This is a genomic window from Galbibacter sp. (assembly GCF_035306585.1).
Classification (GTDB): Bacteria; Bacteroidota; Bacteroidia; order Flavobacteriales; family Flavobacteriaceae; genus Galbibacter.
On the sequence record NZ_DATGNU010000010.1, the window covers coordinates 1 to 17,319 of the forward strand.

Here is a 17,319-nt window from a genome sequence, read left to right on the forward strand (position 1 = left end):
GATTGCTTTCCATTCTAGTCCTAGATCCATGACTTGACGGGCGCCTTTGACATCTAACTTTAAATCGTCAATTACATTATCCTGATAGTTCAAATGGGGCGCATCCACATGCGCTAATAACGTTTGCTTGTTTTGATCAAAATCCAAAGCCAAACTAATTGTATCCATGGCCTTCAGCCCTGGCAAAAGCACTTCACTTAGCAGCGGTCCATTTTTTAGGTGCAATTGTAGATCCACTACTGCATTTTTCCCCATCAAAGTAGAATCCGCGACAATGGAGTCCGTAGTGTAGTCTTTAAAGTAAGCTTCCAAGGCGCTGCTGAGTAGCTGTGGATTCACATTGGAACGCAGGGCTCCTTTGATAATATCATGATTGATCTTAAGACGAGTCTGACTTTCAGAAATCCTAGCACTTAGTTCCATCAACCCAATATCATAGGAACTATTTTGTACAACCACCACACCGTCCTTCAAATAACTATCGAAGGTAAAATCCTCTAAATTTCCAAGAAATTTTGCGTTCAGGTTAAAAGCGGTTCTAACATCTTTATGTGTTAAACCAAGTTTATACAAATTAGCACCCTCCACTTCCAACACAAGGTTAACCGCAGAATTCACAGTGTCCAATTTCATATCAACATCAGTACGCAAGTCTAAATTGTCATCCTTGAAAGCCATTTGAATGGAGCCTTTTCCATTGGTTATTTGACCAAGTAATTTTAGGGGACTAAGGTCATATCCGTTATAGTAAAGTGAATCAAATTCAGAAGTCAATGAAGCTGTTAGGTTATTTAAGGAACTTCCACCTCCCATACTTTTTAAAGAAACCGTAAGCGGTTTTAAGAGCGTGTCACCAACAATACGACCTAGGTTGAATTCTTGGGTTCGAAGATCCATAGCGTACTTGATGGTATCTGCGTATACTAAATTCCCTGCCAAAGACACATCGCCTTGGGTAGAGTGCAAAAGCAGATCGGCTATTACATGCTCGAGTCCCCCTGACAAACTCCCACTTAATTGTAGACTATCGGGTAATTCTAAAGCCAACTCTTCTTTGGAGATGAATCGGTACATATCAGTCCTATTGGACTGCAGCATCAATGCTGGAAGCTCTACATGCAGTTTTTCGGTTTCCATAACCGAAGTCGCTAGTCCTTGGAGATTTACCAGACTGTTATGCCATTGTACTACAAAGGATTCGATAGTAAGACTATCCAAACTACCTTTGGAGGTTAGTTTTCCACTTAACCCATCAGTGCTCAGGGTCTGCATATATGGGTTTTCTAAAAGTTCCGGTTGGAAATAACCAAGATCCTTTACATCCAACTCAAAAGGGAGATTTAAAGAAAATAGCGCAGATTCAGGATGCTTTAAAAACGTCTCAACAGAGGTATAGGTTAGATCAATATCTCCCTGTACTCGTGTAGACCCAGTAGAAAATTCAAGTCCAGATAAACTGGCGGATTCCTTTTGTATTCCTAGGTCAAAAGCTAAGTTTTTCAGCCAAAAGCGATTGGCATCCTTAAAGGTGAAGGCTTCTAAATTCGCCTTCAGTTCCCCTGGTGCATAATGTAATTCATCTGCCTTTAATGTTAGAGCTTCAATTTGAAAGTCGGAGGCATTAAAATGTTGATGTGGCTCCACCAAGGCGTCCTTATAATATATCTCATTATTGATTAGAGAGAGTTCTTGAACATCCACCTGGTAGTCTGGCCATAGAAGTGGTGTATCCACACCTTGAGAAGTAGTATCTATTGTAACTTCAGTAGTAGAAAGATCTGTATACCCAATATGAGTATCCTCCAAAACAAATGAATTCAAAGCTATCTTTGCTTTCGGGAGGTCGAAATCTGCATCTTTTAAGGCAGAATTACCCAGCTCCAAATCAAGGGATACCCGCTCCAATGGCAAGTCATAAGCTACCTTGAGGTTTTTCAAATGAAGTTCCTGTATTTTTAATTTGGGAACAGTAGATGAAGCATCAGTAGAGGCCGTACTGTTTGGTGTAGCTTTGCTTTGTTTATAAACCATTTTGCTATCGCTAAGCTCAAGGGAGGCCACATCAAAATTCATTTGGTCCAAGTCAAACACATCCATTTCCAGTAGCAAACTCCCCAGATCGAGATCCGCTAACATTCCCTTTTGTAAATCCTGATAACGCAATTTTATATCACTTAAAGCTAAGGCATCTATCAAAAACACCGTGGAAGAAGTCGTATCTACTGTCGTAGTATCCCCGCTATCAAAAGCCTCCACGATATAATCAAAATTAAACGACCCCGCCTGATCGCTATGGATGTTTGCCCTAAGTCCTGTCCATTCGAGATTTTTAATATGAACCGTACTGCCTTGGATTAGTGGCATTAAAGCCACTGATACCTGCAAGTTCTTTGAATAGATCAAACTGTCCCCTTTTTGATCTTCCATATACAATCCTTCTAGGGACAAATCACCGGAAAATGTGAGATACAACTTCTCAATACTGACCGGTGTTCCAATTTTATCCTCAATGTAAGTGACTGCTTTGGAAACTATGATATCCTGACCCCATTTGCTTTGTATGAAAATGATAAGAATTACAAATAACAAAATGAGTGACAGCGCTATTCGCAGCAGTATGCTTAGCCATTTGGGTCTTGTAATCTTTTTTTTATCTAACATACTGCTTTTTGACCTTAGAAAGAGGCAGTTCAGGGTACTGACAAATATACGCAGGTAATTGCGGAATCAAAAAGACCAAGACAGTTTTGGCTACAATAAAACTTAAGTCTATCGTTTTATAATACCGTCAAGGTAATACGCAGCGCAAACAATTGTACCTGTCCTTATAAAGCAAGCCTTAGCACAAGACCATAGAGAAGCGCAAATTATCAGTAAATCATTCCTTACAAAAACGAAAACAGTCAATTTTAACAAGTAATTAGGTCAAAAATTACCAATATATCAAAGAGTCAACTTATATTTGAAAAATAACACGCTAAATAACAATCTAAAGATGAATAAAGTTTTATTCGCAGGGCTATTTATAGCCATGTCATGTAATAGTGCGCAACACACTCAAAGCACTACGAGCAGCAATGAGGCTCAAAATGAAGTTGCTACTCATAAGCAAAGGGTTGCCTATGGAGAAACCATTACCGAGGCTGATTTAAAAAAACACCTTTACATCTATGCCTCTGATGAATTTGAAGGAAGAAACACAGGAGAACCAGGTCAGAAAAAGGCTGTGGAGTATATTAAAAATTACTACCAAGATATAAATGTTGCCGCTGCACAAGGAGGCGAGAAGTATTTCCAAAAAGTTCCTATGGAAATCAATGGAATCCCAAGTGGGACTATCACTGTTGGAGATACTGATTACACTTTAGGGGAAGGTATCATTACCTTTTCTACCATACCAAACCAATCCTTTGATATCGTTTATGCGGGTTATGGTATTGAAACTGAAGATTACTCAGATTACAAGGATCTTGATGTAAAAGGAAAATACATCCTTTTCAAAATAGGAGAGCCAAAAGATGCCAATGGAAATTACATCCTAACTGGAAGTGATCAACCAAGTGTTTGGTCCAACTGGAGAGAGACCCTAAGTCAACGTGTCGATATTGCAACGGCCAAAGGTGCTGAAGGAATTATCTACTATGACGATCAATACTACGAGCGTTCAAAACGTAGATATGATTATTTCATCCAATCAGAAACTGGTGGAAATATGGCACTAAAAAGTGATGAAAAGAAACTTCCTTACATCTTCGTTAATAAAGCTGTTGCAACCAGTATATTCCCAGAGATCGACAGCAATAACACAGCTCAAGATTTAGAAGAACAAATTACCTTAAACGTAAAAAGCGTTACTAAAGACGTCGATTCTGAAAACGTAGTTGCTTTTATTAAAGGGAAAAGCAAACCAAATGAATATGTGGTTATTTCTTCTCACCTAGATCACGTAGGTGTTGATCCAAGTGGAGATGTATTTAACGGTGCTGATGATGATGGTAGTGGTACCGTTGCCATGTTAGAAATAGCTGAGGCATTTAAAAAAGCCGAAGCAGATGGAAATGGTCCAGAAAGATCTATTGTATTCCTTCACGTTACCGCTGAAGAAAAAGGATTATTTGGATCACAATACTACACAGATCACCCAATTTTCCCATTAGCAAACACTGTTGCTGATCTAAATATTGATATGATTGGTAGAATCGATCCAGAAAGAGAAGGAGACAGAAACTACATCTACCTTATCGGTTCTGATAAACTAAGTACAGAATTACATGAATTATCGGAAGCAGTAAACAAGGAGTATACTCAAATAGAACTGGATTACACCTATAATGATGAGAACGATCCGAACCGTTTCTACTACAGAAGTGACCACTATAACTTTGCAAAACACAACATTCCAATTATATTTTACTTTAACGGAACCCATGAGGACTACCACAAGGTAACTGATACTCCAGATAAGATCAATTACGATCTATTGAGAAACAGGGCTAGATTGGTATTCCAAACTGCTTGGGAAGTTGCTAACAGACCTGATCGTCTTGTTGTAGACAAAGCTACTCCACAAGAGTAAGAAAAGCATAAAAAATCAGATTACTGATTATTTGATCAAAGTGTTTCTTCTAGCAATAGAGGAAGCACTTTTTTTATGGGGTTAATGGTAGTTCCCGATCCGTGTTAAGTGAGCGATTTTGAGAGGCAACTACAACTCTAAATTGTTTAGTAAGATTAAAGAGGTCTCCAAGTATTCTTATTTTGATGTGACAAAAGTCGAAATAACAGTTATCACTCATATCCCCCAATAAAAAAAGCTCCTTAAAAAAGGAGCTTTTAAAAGCATTCGGGTGGAAGACCGGGTTCGAACCGGCGACCTCTGGAACCACAATCCAGCGCTCTAACCAGCTGAGCTACAACCACCGTATAATTGCGGATGCAAATGTAAATTAATTTACCTCATTTGCAAAGAAAATTATCAACTTTTTTAGATAATATCACCTAACTCATTCACTCCCAACAATCGCTCTACAGTAAACCCTTCTGCGTGACTCACTCCAATGAGCCTTCCAAGGTCCTGAGCCCTGTAATCAACGCTGTCAAAAAAGTTCTTACTCGTTATTGGAGTTTCAGGTTCTTCACTATTGGGATCGTAAAATTGCGAAGAATATGCCTTGATGGATGCCATCTTTGTATCGATAAAACCGCTAACATCCACCACAAAATCAGGCTCCAAGTTTTGCCATTGTATATAGTGAAACACCTGTTTTGGTCTCCACTGATTTTGAGACACACCTTGATGGCTGGTCTGAATCTTTAAAAGTCCACTCAAAAAACAAGCATCACTGACAAGCTTACTCCCCTTGCCATGATCGATATGTCGATCCTCGACAGCATTACACAAAACAATTTCTGGTTGATACTTACGGATCATCTCAATAATTTTCAATTGATGCGCTCTATCATTGACAAAGAAGCCGTCTGCGAAGCCTAAATTCTCCCGCGTAGCTACACCAAGTATTTTAGCAGATTGCTCCGCCTCGGTTGCTCTAATAGCCGCTGACCCCCTAGTACCTAACTCGCCTCTTGTCAAATCGACAATACCCACGGACTTTCCCAGTGAAATTTCTTTGGCTATAGTTGCTCCACAGCCCAACTCTACATCGTCAGGGTGTGCTCCAAATGCCAGAATATCTAATTTCATTTAAATTTTGATTTTTTAATGTAATGTATCGCAATACAATTATTCCTTACAGCTAATCTATGCCTGTAGTTGTTCTGCTCTTACCTTTGCAATGGCCTGTTCAAAATCGGCAATCAAGTCCTTCCTATCCTCGATTCCTACTGAAAACCTTAAAACACGATCACTAATCCCTTGAGCCTCTCTTTCCTCAGCGCTCAACAAAGCGTGAGAAGTTTGTGCCGGAGATAGTATTGTACTCTCTACCCCTGCCAAGCTCATTGCAGGTTTTATAATCTGTAGTGCATCCATGAAGCTGGAAACATCGATATCTTCATTTAATTCGAAGGACATCATACCTCCATACCCCTTCATCTGTTTTTTGGCAATATCGTGATCTGGATGAGATGAAAGTCCAGGATAGAACACCTTTGAAATCGCTTCGTTCTTACTGAGGTATTTGGCGAGTTTTTTAGCATTCCTATTCTGAGCCTTAACTCGAACGCCAAGAGTCTTGATGCTACGCTCAAGAAGCCATACCGTATAATCACTTAAGGTTCCTCCTAGGTTTTTCGCTAGAGAATAAATCTGTTGTATATGTGCTTCGCTCCCACACACCGCTCCCGCAAGAATATCACTATGTCCACCTAAATATTTAGTTGCACTGTGAATTACAAGATCCACTCCGAGTTTAATTGGGTTCTGATTTACAGGAGAAGCGAAGGTATTATCGATCATTGATAGCACTCCTTTTGATTTTGCCATCTTAGCAATGGCCTGAATATCTACCACTGATAATAATGGATTCGAAGGAGATTCTAAATAAACAACCTTGGTATTGGGCTGCATGACTTTTTCAAATTCATCGACATGTCTCCCTTGCGCAAAACTATAGTTGATTCCAAAACGCTTGAATTCCTCAACGATGAAGTTATGGGTTCCTCCGTAGAGTTCCTTTTGAAGTACAACATGATCACCAGATTTTAGAAATGCCAATACGGTGGTGCTAATGGCAGCCATACCGCTCCCAAAAATAAGGGCAGATTCTGCATATTCTAAAGCCGCCAATTTCTTAGCTAAAGCCTGTTGGTTAGGTGTATTAAAGTACCTTGGATAACGTTTTTGGTCCACATGTTCAAAAGGGTAAGCGGTTGAAGGAAATAGAGGAGAAACTACTCCTCCAAATTGTTTATCTTCAAGCTCACCCACATGTGTACAGATGGTGTTGAGTTTAAAATTTTCCGTTTTCATAAGTTTTTTTGCTTAAAGTTCAAAGTTAAAGCTTTTGTCTTTAATTCAATATCCAACTTACAAGAACATCTGTTATATTATTTCAACGATCAATCGATGTTTTTCTTTTTATACATCTTCTTAAAGCGCCAGTAACTGATTGCACCAACAATAACAACAAAGGCTACTGAGTAATATACCGAGTTTGGCGTGATCACCTTGTCTCCACTAGCATAAGAATGCAGTCCAACGAGGTAGAAGTTCACTCCAAAATACGTCATCATAATACTGAAATAAGCAACAACACTAGCAAAACTAAATGCCCACTTACTTCTTAGCCCTGGCACAAGACGCATATGGATTACAAAAGCATAAACCATAATACTAACAAGTGCCCAAGTTTCTTTTGGATCCCATCCCCAATAGCGTCCCCAACTCTCATTAGCCCATTGTCCACCAAGGAAATTCCCGATAGTTAACATCACTAAACCTACAGTTAAGGCCATTTCATTGATAATGATAAGCTCTTGGACATTGATGCCCATACGTTTTTTGTTTTTCTCCGTGGTGAAAATCATTAAGAACAATGTAACTAGTCCTAAGATCATCCCAAGGGTGAAAGGGCCATAGCTTCCAACAATCACAGATACGTGGATCATTAGCCAGTAGCTATCCAAAACAGGTTGCAGATTGGCAATCGATGGATCGATCCAGTTCAGGTGTGCTCCAAACAATATAATAGCTGTCACAAAAGCCGTTGAAGCTATTGTTAAGTCACTTTTACGTCCAAATATCAATCCCAAAGCCGCAGTACTCCAACCCACAAATAAAATACTTTCATAAGCATCACTCCAAGGTGCATGTCCGCTGATATACCAACGCGCAATCAATCCTGCTGTATGCAGTAGGAAACAAACAAAGAGTGCGATTTTACCGAGCTTAATGATAGTTGTGTACACGGACTTCTCCTTGAATATTTGCAAGATAATCACCGTGAACAATAGGATACCGATAAGACCATACCAATTCAGAAGCTCTTCAAAAATATTGAATTGATTATACTTTAGCTCAACTTCAATTTTACGATCCGACGGCATAACCTCAGCACCATAGTTTTTTTGGTTTTGCTTAAATGCCTCAAGTAACTTATCCGCTTGACTGTAGTCTCCAGTGCGTTTCGCATTCTCCAAGGTCATTAGGTAAAATGACAAAGACTTGTTGATAAAGTTGGCATAAAGACTATCACTTACATGGAAATCCCCTTTCTGGTAATCCGTTAGCGAAATCCACTTATTATTTTCGTCTTCTGGTAAAGGAAAAATACGTAGAATGTTCCCACCTAAGGCCTGATTTAAAAGACCCAGTTTTAAATCAAAGTTTTTGAAATCCGTTTGAAACTGATTAGGTGTATTGGTGCTATAGGCCTCCTCTAAATATGGACCTAACTTATAATCAAGGCCTTCAAAGAAATCAACAGCTTTGAGGTACTTTTGACCCTCTGGCGCATTGACTATCTTACGAATACTATCATTCTTCTTTGTGATATAGACAAACTCCACATTATACCACAGTGGAGGGTTTTGTAACATGGAGAGTAGGATCTGATTTTCATCCATACCGTTGAATGTTTCAGAACCATGTATTTTACGCATCAATTGAGATGCAAATGTGTTTACAGGCTTCATTCTTCCTTCGTAATCCTGAATCACCAAGGCTCCAAATTTGGCAGCGTGTTCTTTGCTTACTATGGTCGTTTTTAAAATAGAATCAACCTCATGCTTGGTCGGTGCTCTATGGAGGTGGGCATTGTCAACAGCCTCTACTTCCTCTTGCTGAACATGCGCATGTTCGTGCTCATCCTTGTTGGGTTCATTCTCATAAACCTGGGCCCAAGTATTTCCTACAAGAAATAGTGCAAGAACAGCAGTCATAGTTGCTTTCTTAGCCTTAACTTTTTTAAGCATTTTTCCTAATTTTCTAAATCTTGTGTTCCCTACAAACATAATGGCGATAAGACCGATATACAATATTGTGTAACCGAGGTATGTTATCCAAGTTCCCCACCAGTCGTGATTCACAGAAAGTATGGTTCCTTTTTCATCAGGATTAAAACTTGCTTGGAAGAAACGGTGACCACCGTGATCAAGCACGTGGTTCATATAAATATCAAAATCAAAAGTACGCTCATCATTTACGGTAATTCTACTCATATAAGAAGAATAGCCTTTTTCAGTCCCAGGATATTTCTCAGCGACAAAGTCGTTTAATGTAATACTAAATGGTAATTCTACCTTAATAGAACCAAAACTCAGGTGAAAGTCTAAACCTCCAACAGAAATAGATTCTGGTTTACTAATAATCCCACTACCTCCTAGAAGTCGTACTTGTTTCGTTTCACCGTTGGTAGTGACATCTAAAATCAAAGCATCAGCCTGATTCGCCATTTTTTGCTCCGTCTCTACAATTCCGTAGTATCCCTTAACCACAGGGTCTGGTAGCACAAACTGCATTCCAGCCATGGAATATAGCGAACGATACATTAGCGGTTGTACACTATCCTTAGTCACCTCCCCTTGGAATTGGTCTGCCATACGCAAATAGGTGCCTTCAAATGGAGGTTCAATAGTACTTAAAGTATCTGTAATGGTGATATTGACAGCTCCTGGTGTGTGCTTGTTTAAAGCAAATAAGATATTGTGGACATTGGCAACTTCGCCTTCTTTTAAATAATGATCATGGCGATCTCCTCCACCAGCTTCAACAAGCTTGAGGTAAGTCTCACCATTTTCGTCTTCAACAAGCCCCTCTTCGGCTCCTTGAATAAAACCGGCATAGGAAATTTCAAAATCCTGTCCGTTGAAATCCGACTTCCAAGGAAGGGATGTTTTGCGTCCCATTTTGGAAACCATTATTTCGTCTTGCAACGATTTTCTTTTTGGCTCACCATTGATCTCCCCGTCAACCAGTACAGTCACATACTTTTTCTGGGTTAACATGTAGTCTACAGTTTGCCCCTCACGTATCGGCATGATTCCTTCATAACCTATATAACGAGTAACGCCTGCTCCTATCAGTATGATAATAAATGAAAGGTGAAGCATTAAAACGGGCCAGTTTTCTTTTTTGGCCAAGTTATAACGCTTGATGTTACCGCAGAAGTTGATCACAAAGAATAACATGATCAATTCAAACCACCAGGTGTTATATATCCAAATTTTTGAGGTTTCTGTATTGTACCAACTTTCGATAAAGGTACCCATGGCCAAGGCTACTGCAAATACTACAAACAAGATGGCCATTAAACGCGTAGAGAATAGTATTTTCTTAAGGGAGTCTAACATTAGATATTCTGATTTTACCAATTGATTTTCCGACGGCAAAAATAAGGCCTTTTTAGGAGTTTAAACGTTAAAAATTCATTTAATTATGGGGATTTGAGAGGAATCCGACAATATTGCCCTAATTAGAACCACAGCAGTCAAATTCAGTGTATCGTTAAAAAAAAAGTTCAAGAAAGTTCAGCAGATTTTGCCCCCCTAAACAAACTTTAAAAGCAGTACAATTTGACCAAGATGATAGGCGTCATGTTGTAATATGCCATGGATATGTTTGTAATAATTCATCTGGTTTGGGGCATATACTTTTGCCAAATCATCTTCAGTGATCGTCTCCAAGTATAGTATCCATGCTTGTTGGCTTTGCTGAAAGGCTTCCAATGTTTTTATCCATGCTCTATCAGAGGTGTCCATAATTTCTTTAAAATAATTATTCTTTGGAGTCTTCAACACCTCTCCATTAACGCGCTTCAAGACATTTTCCCTCCAGTTTATCATGTGATAAACAATCTCCCATATGGTATTACAATTATCAAGTGGTCTTGCCGCAGCCTTGCTTGCGGTAAGACTATTCAATTTTGAAACAATGGTCACATCCAACCATGGCTCTTGGTTATACAAATCTTCAAAAAGACTACTCATTCGCATTCCTTCGGCTGATTGATCCATGAGGTTTGATTTTTTTGCTTTAATTTATCAGTAGATTTATAGTATAAGTAGCCTTATACAGCAATTCAGCAAAACGCCTCTACTCACAGTCCCAACGAAAGTTGGCTATCGGATATCCCAAAGTGGGGCGGTAATTATAATGCCACCATTCAGATGTAATTGCTCCAAAACCATAGGCTTCCATTCCCGACTTCAAGAGCTTTCTATTATCCAACACCTGCTTAGGAAGTTCTTGATAAGCATGTCTTGCCTTTCTTCCAAAAAAGTCAAATGTAGTTCCCATATCGAGTTGCTCCCCCTCTAAGGTAGTCAAGGTGATATCTACCGCTCCACCTTTATTGTGTATGGAACCCTTTGCCGGGTTTGCCACATAAGTAGCATTTGGAACAATCTCCCACATTTTCTTTTGCACGTCATGAGGGCGGTAACAATCAAAAAACTTGATACGATACCCTTGCTCCATAAAGGCTTTGTTTGCTTTTATTAGAGCCTTGGCGGTAATCGCCCGAACGTAGCACTCCCCACATTGATATACCTGAGCTTTTAAAAAATTATTTTCAGTAGCATAGCGCATGTCGTACACAAAGTCATCACTATAATCTGCTAGTCGTACAAAGGTGGTATCGGCAAGGGTACTTAAATCGGGCACTTGTTTTTTCACCACCTCAGGCAACTTTGCAACGGTATCTACTGCTGCAACTGTGTCAACTGTTGCAAGGTTCAGCTGCTGGATTGATTTCTTTTGCGAGGGCTCTTTACAACTCATAAAGAGGCCAACTATACTAAGTACTAAAAATAACTTCATGTAAAAAACTTGTTTTTCAAATGTAGAAAAAATTTAGGGATCCCCATTTGATCGAACATTCAAATCGGAAGTTCAACCCCCTTAATTTTAAACAATCCTTAAAATGAGCGCTCAAATTTTCAATATCCTTAAAAATAGATACTCTACGTAGTTTTAACCTCTATTATCAAACTACAAATAAGTATTTATACGTATATTTGATACGTAAATCACTTATATATGAAAAAACTTATTGTAATCGGAAATGGTATGGTCGGGTATAAGTTCTGTGAAAAACTGGTGAGCTCCGACAGAAGTGATGAATTTGACATTACGGTTTTTGGAGAAGAATCAAGACCGGCATATGATAGAGTTCATTTAAGTGAATATATGAATGAAAAATCCGCGGAGCAGCTTTTGCTCGCTTCGGCAGATTGGTACAAAGAAAACAATATCAAATTACACACCTCTTCCTTGGTGTCAGAAATTGATACCAAGAACAAGCAAATTATCACCTATAAAAATGAAGCCTTCCCTTATGACTCCCTTATCATTGCAACAGGATCTTCAGCTTTTATCCCCCCTATAGAGGGACTCGATAAAAAAGGAGTGTTTGTCTACAGAACATTAGAGGATTTGGAGGCCATCAAAACCTATGTAAAACAACTCAAAAAACAGGGACGAAATGAAGCCGCTGTTTTAGGCGGTGGTCTTCTGGGATTAGAGGCGGCAAACGCGGCCAAGGCCTTAGGACTGAACACCAATGTTATAGAATTTGCTTCACGTCTAATGCCAAGACAGCTCGATGAGGCCGCTAGCACTTTATTGGTCTCAAAAATTCAACATTTAGGCATAAGTGTCCTATTAGAAAAATCTACCAAAGCTATCCTAGGTGACTCCGCCATAGCAGCTATGGAGTTTAGTGATAACACCCAATTAAAATCTGATATCTTAATCATTTCTGCAGGAATACGCCCTAGAGATGAATTGGCTAGAGCTGCTGGGATTGCCGTTGGTGATCGCGGAGGAATCCAAGTGAACAACAAAATGCAAACCTCAGAAAAAGATATTTATGCCATTGGAGAGGTTGCGCTCTACAACCAATCCATCTATGGTTTGGTAGCGCCAGGCTATGACATGGCAAAGGTGGCTGTAGCACAGCTACTGGAAGACCCGAAGCACACTATGGACTCCGAAATCGACATGTCCACGCAATTAAAACTCATAGGAACTGAAGTAGGGAGTTTTGGCGATCCTTTTATCTCAGATAAAAGTGTTTCTGTGATTACCTATGAAAACAAGTTCAAGGGCATCTACAAACGAATTAACATAAGTAAAGATGGCCAAAAACTATTGGGAGGAATCCTAGTTGGAGACACCTCAGACTACCACGCTCTTTTCCAATTGTACAGCAACCAAATAAAGCTTCCAGAAAACCCAGAAGACCTCATTTTAGGGTCTCGTGGTGCTGAAACTAGCAGCTCAGCCAATGTACTAGACCTACCGGATACTGCACAGATTTGCTCCTGTGAGAGTGTCAGCAAAGGACAAATATGCGGAGTACTTAAAGATGGAAGCTGTAGTAGCCTCTCTGATGTGATAAGCGCAACTAAAGCCACAACAGGTTGTGGTGGCTGCAAACCCATGGTAAGCGACCTTGTGGAAAGCACATTGAAATCCTTTGGTAAAGAAGTGAAACAAACCATTTGTGAACACTTTAATTATAATAGACAAGAACTCTATGACCTGATCAAAATTAATAAAATCATCACTTTTGATCAAGCTTTGAACCTATTTGGCAGCGGCAATGGATGCGAAACTTGCAAGCCATTATTGGCCTCTCTTTTTTCAAGTATCTATATGGAAACAGCCAATAGACAAGTCGAAATTCAAGATTCTAATGATCGCTTTTTAGCGAATATTCAAAGAAATGGCACCTATTCGGTTGTTCCTCGAGTAGCTGGTGGTGAAATTACCCCAGAAAAACTGATCGTTCTGGGAGAGGTCGCTCAAAAATTTAACCTCTACACCAAAATTACCGGGGGACAACGAATCGATTTGTTCGGAGCTCAATTACATGAGCTCCCCCTTATATGGAAAGAACTTATCGAGGCTGGATTTGAAAGTGGACATGCTTATGGCAAATCATTGCGCACCGTTAAAAGTTGTGTAGGTTCTACCTGGTGTCGTTTTGGTATGCACGAAAGCGTGTCCTTTGCCATTGAAATTGAGAACAGGTATAGAGGCCTAAGATCACCACACAAACTCAAAGGTGGTGTTTCCGGGTGTATACGGGAATGTGCGGAGGCTAGAGGTAAAGATTTTGGACTTATTGCTGTGGAAGGCGGTTGGAACCTTTACGTATGTGGCAATGGGGGCGCAAACCCTAAACATGCCATACTACTAGCGCAGCAATTAGATGAAAAGACGTGTATCCAATACTTAGACCGCTTTTTGATGTACTATATTCGAACTGCAGCACCGCTGATGCGAACGGCTGCATGGCTTGAGAAATTAGACGGAGGAATATCCTATCTTAAAAAAGTGATAGTAGATGATGCTCTAGGACTAGCTACAGAACTAGAAAATGAAATGCAAGGCCTGGTAAATCACTATGAGTGTGAATGGAAACAAGCTATAGAAGACCCAGAGATGAGTAAGCGCTTTAAACATTTTGTCAACTCTGACCACAGCGATGACACTCTTACTTTTATACCCTTAAGAGACCAGAAGATGCCCAGGGCATGGACTTAATTTGAGATGATAACACCCATAAATTGATTGTGATTTTAAAACATTTTCAAAACATAAATAGTAGACTATGGAACAACTACTCCAACAATACGACACCGTCCCTGAACACAAAGTTATGCATTGGTTTAAAGCGGGAATAGTTTCTGATTTTCCAGAAAATGCCGGTGCATGTGTGAAATACAAATTCAAACAAATAGCCGTCTATAATTTTGGTCGAGGTAAACAGTGGTATGCCTGTCAAAATCTGTGTCCTCATAAAATGGAAATGGTGCTATCCAGGGGAATGATTGGTGATCTTAGTGGAATTCCCAAGGTAGCTTGCCCCTTGCACAAAAAAACCTTCTCTCTAGAAAATGGTGAAAGTTTATGTGGAGATCATCTCAAATTAGCCACCTATCCCATCAAAATTGAAAACGAAAATGTGTATATTGGCTTTGTGGATTAATTACACCAACAAATGAGTCAAGAGAAATTTCAACAAGCCATTCAACAGATCGATCAACTCAATGCCGAGGATCCAAATACTGAATCTTATAATGGCATAGACTATCCTAAAGAATTGTTATATGCCCAACGTATGAGTGAGGCACTTGACCAATTTGAACCCCAGGCCAAAGAAAGCCTGAAAATTGCAGCACGAGCACAGCATATTGCACGTTGGAAGATTGATCGTCAGTCCTACCCTATGGATCGTGCAGGGTACTTAAAATGGCGTACAGATCTCAAAAAAATGCACGCGGAACTTACGGCATCGATTTTAGAAAAAGTAGGCTATAACACAGAGTTCATTAAAGAAGTTGGTGATTTAATTCAAAAAAAACTACTCAAGAAAAACAATGATGCTCAAACCCTTGAAGATGTGGTTTGCCTGGTGTTCTTGAACTATTACTTTGTTGATTTTTCTGAAAAACACACCCAAGAAAAACTCATCGGCATTATTCAAAAAACTTGGGCCAAAATGTCCGAAAAAGGACAAGCTTCAGCCTTAGCTTTGGACCTTGGCACCCCTACTCGTGCCTTGATTGAAAAAGCTTTGTCTTAGAAATCGAATACGCAATAGCACAAAGGGATGAATGTGGAGACAAAAAAACTAGATCAGACAACTTTTGTGAGATTGGAAAGACTATTCTTGATCACCATTACTTGTATTGGTATTTGTTTTTTCGTTGGCTACGGCATTGTCAACACTCAGTTAAAGGATCAAAAAAAAGACATCAGCTTACTAAGCACAACCCTAAAGCAGCGGGTTCTAAGTCAGAGCATAAGTAAAGCCCTAGTCACTATACCCTATAAATCACCAGAGAAAATAACGAAAGTAGAGTTAGGCACCGCTATAGCACAATGGAAAACCATACACAATTCTTTAATTCATAAACTACAAGATTTAAAAACCGAAGACAGGGAGTTCATCCTAGCCTTAGATGAATCATTCCAAGGATTTTATACGGGCATCAAATCAACCATTGATCAACTTGAGACACCAAGTCAAACTTCGACCCTGCAAGCCAAGGTAGAGGGTGTTTTAAAACTTGAAGAAAAGTATTTAAGCGAGCTCGATCCTCTTATCAAACATTACCAAAATCGTATCACACAACATACAGAAAGTCTTCAAACCCTTCTGATAGTTCTACTTGCCCTTGGAGTCGTGATGCTTCTAGTTGGCTTTTTCATCATCCTAAGACCAGCGGCAAAATACAGTAGTAAAATCATTAAGGAACTACTATCATCGGAAAAGAACGCCCAAGATAAAGCCCGGAATGCTGCTATTCTTAGTCAAGAAAAACAACACTCCATCAATGAGTTACAGACCATTAATTCCGCAGTGGAGCAGAGTTTGCTCTTCGCTAGAATTGATCCACTGGGATATATCATCAGTGCAGGGAGCAAATTTTCAAGGTTTTTTAATTACAACCCTAGTGATACTGAAACTCAATTTTCACAACTCATAGCTCAAGAAGAAAAGGATCAAGAGCATTTTAACAACATTCTCAAGACCCACAAAAATACAGGTTGGCAGGGAGAGGTCCAGGGAAGCAATGCTAAAGGAGAACCGTGCTGGTTCGAGATATCCATTACCCCCTACCATGGAGAAGATAACCAAGAAGCTTTACTAGTTATTTGTTTTGATATTACTCAGCGAAAAAAAGCCGAGCAACAGATCAACCAACTCACTAAAGAACACTTTGAATTGGAGATGAACCGTCAAAAAGAACTCTCATCTAAAATTATAGAGAATCAAGAACAGGAACAGAACCGCATAGCTAAAGATATACATGATGGTATTGGACAAATGCTTACGGGCTTAAAATATACCATCGAGAGTGTTCAACCTCACCATATAGAAACCACCCAGGAGAAAATCGAACAATTAAAAACCTTGACCTCTGAAATCATCAAAGGAGTCCGTACCGCGACATTTAACCTATCACCACCTGAACTTGCCGATTACGGTATCGCTGCCTCGCTTTCAAAGTTAAGCCAAGAACTCTCAAAATTTACAGCTAAAGAAATTGTCACTATAAATAAAACAGACTTTAACTTACGCCTCGAACCTTTGGTAGAAATCAACATCTACAGAATCGTTCAAGAGGCCGTTAACAACGCCATTAAATACGCAGAATCTTCCCAGATCATAATCAGCATATCTCATAGTGAAGATATGTTAAGTATTGTCATCGACGACAATGGAAAAGGCTTCGATCCTCAGGATGCTAAAACCCAAGATGCACACCAAGGCATGGGACTCACCTTTATGAAAGAACGCATTTCATACATCAACGGTCGTTTATATATCTCCTCTAGTGAAAAAGTTGGTACTCGAGTGACTTTAAACATTCCTATGTAGATCAACTGCCTTAAAGTACGTATTT

Annotated in this window: 11 protein-coding genes and 1 tRNA gene; 5 read left to right on the forward strand and 7 right to left on the reverse strand. The window is 39.5% G+C overall.

What is annotated here, in order from left to right; genetic code table 11:
* Positions 1–2,661 (reverse strand): AsmA family protein (locus VKY50_RS01280; RefSeq protein WP_324298045.1); only part of this gene is annotated, 2,661 nt, incomplete at its 3' end.
* A gap of 334 nt (positions 2,662–2,995) precedes the next feature.
* On the opposite strand from VKY50_RS01280, the gene VKY50_RS01285 reads away from it, so the two are divergent.
* Positions 2,996–4,576: a M28 family peptidase gene (locus VKY50_RS01285; protein ID WP_324298047.1), complete on the forward strand. Its 1,581-nt coding sequence runs from the start codon at positions 2,996–2,998 to the stop codon at positions 4,574–4,576.
* 269 nt (positions 4,577–4,845) lie between these two features.
* Here the strand turns inward: VKY50_RS01285 and VKY50_RS01290 are convergent.
* The 6 genes from VKY50_RS01290 to VKY50_RS01315 all read right to left on the reverse strand — a co-directional run bounded on the left by VKY50_RS01290 (position 4,846) and on the right by VKY50_RS01315 (position 11,716).
* Positions 4,846–4,921, reverse strand: a tRNA-His gene (locus tag VKY50_RS01290).
* A 63-nt stretch (positions 4,922–4,984) separates the two neighbouring features.
* Positions 4,985–5,701, reverse strand: a complete 717-nt coding sequence (bshB1, locus tag VKY50_RS01295) for a bacillithiol biosynthesis deacetylase BshB1 (protein ID WP_324298049.1) — start codon at positions 5,699–5,701, stop codon at positions 4,985–4,987.
* Between the two features lie 57 nt (positions 5,702–5,758).
* Entirely contained in the window at positions 5,759–6,928 is a 1,170-nt protein-coding gene (locus VKY50_RS01300) for a trans-sulfuration enzyme family protein (RefSeq protein WP_324298051.1), read from the reverse strand.
* An 89-nt stretch (positions 6,929–7,017) separates the two neighbouring features.
* Positions 7,018–10,248, reverse strand: coding sequence for a cytochrome c biogenesis protein CcsA (locus VKY50_RS01305; protein ID WP_324298053.1), 3,231 nt, complete (start codon positions 10,246–10,248; stop codon positions 7,018–7,020).
* A gap of 195 nt (positions 10,249–10,443) precedes the next feature.
* Entirely contained in the window at positions 10,444–10,911 is a 468-nt protein-coding gene (locus VKY50_RS01310) for a DinB family protein (RefSeq protein ID WP_324298055.1), read from the reverse strand.
* 79 nt (positions 10,912–10,990) lie between these two features.
* Complete coding sequence (locus tag VKY50_RS01315) at positions 10,991–11,716, reverse strand: M15 family metallopeptidase (RefSeq protein ID WP_324298057.1); 726 nt, start codon at positions 11,714–11,716, stop codon at positions 10,991–10,993.
* Between the two features lie 219 nt (positions 11,717–11,935).
* Between VKY50_RS01315 and nirB the strand changes: the two genes are divergently transcribed.
* From nirB to VKY50_RS01335, 4 genes are all read left to right on the forward strand, one after another.
* Complete coding sequence (nirB, locus tag VKY50_RS01320; protein WP_324298059.1) at positions 11,936–14,449, forward strand: nitrite reductase large subunit NirB; 2,514 nt, start codon at positions 11,936–11,938, stop codon at positions 14,447–14,449.
* A gap of 67 nt (positions 14,450–14,516) precedes the next feature.
* Entirely contained in the window at positions 14,517–14,894 is a 378-nt protein-coding gene (gene nirD / locus VKY50_RS01325) for a nitrite reductase small subunit NirD (RefSeq protein ID WP_324298061.1), read from the forward strand.
* Between the two features lie 12 nt (positions 14,895–14,906).
* Positions 14,907–15,491, forward strand: a complete 585-nt coding sequence (locus tag VKY50_RS01330; protein ID WP_324298063.1) for a DUF4202 domain-containing protein — start codon at positions 14,907–14,909, stop codon at positions 15,489–15,491.
* Between the two features lie 33 nt (positions 15,492–15,524).
* Complete coding sequence (locus VKY50_RS01335; protein ID WP_324298065.1) at positions 15,525–17,294, forward strand: PAS domain-containing sensor histidine kinase; 1,770 nt, start codon at positions 15,525–15,527, stop codon at positions 17,292–17,294.
* Positions 17,295–17,319 lie beyond the last annotated feature (25 nt).

Excerpts from the sequence above, each read along its gene's own strand:
- VKY50_RS01305 (WP_324298053.1), bottom strand. The coding sequence starts at position 10,248 with ATGTTAGACTCCCTTAAGAAAATACTATTCTCTACGCGTTTAATGGCC.
- VKY50_RS01300 (WP_324298051.1), bottom strand. The coding sequence starts at position 6,928 with ATGAAAACGGAAAATTTTAAACTCAACACCATCTGTACACATGTGGGT.
- VKY50_RS01330 (WP_324298063.1), top strand. The coding sequence starts at position 14,907 with ATGAGTCAAGAGAAATTTCAACAAGCCATTCAACAGATCGATCAACTC.
- VKY50_RS01285 (WP_324298047.1), top strand. The coding sequence starts at position 2,996 with ATGAATAAAGTTTTATTCGCAGGGCTATTTATAGCCATGTCATGTAAT.
- VKY50_RS01310 (WP_324298055.1), bottom strand. The coding sequence starts at position 10,911 with ATGGATCAATCAGCCGAAGGAATGCGAATGAGTAGTCTTTTTGAAGAT.
- nirB (WP_324298059.1), top strand. The coding sequence starts at position 11,936 with ATGAAAAAACTTATTGTAATCGGAAATGGTATGGTCGGGTATAAGTTC.
- bshB1 (WP_324298049.1), bottom strand. The coding sequence starts at position 5,701 with ATGAAATTAGATATTCTGGCATTTGGAGCACACCCTGACGATGTAGAG.
- VKY50_RS01315 (WP_324298057.1), bottom strand. The coding sequence starts at position 11,716 with ATGAAGTTATTTTTAGTACTTAGTATAGTTGGCCTCTTTATGAGTTGT.
- nirD (WP_324298061.1), top strand. The coding sequence starts at position 14,517 with ATGGAACAACTACTCCAACAATACGACACCGTCCCTGAACACAAAGTT.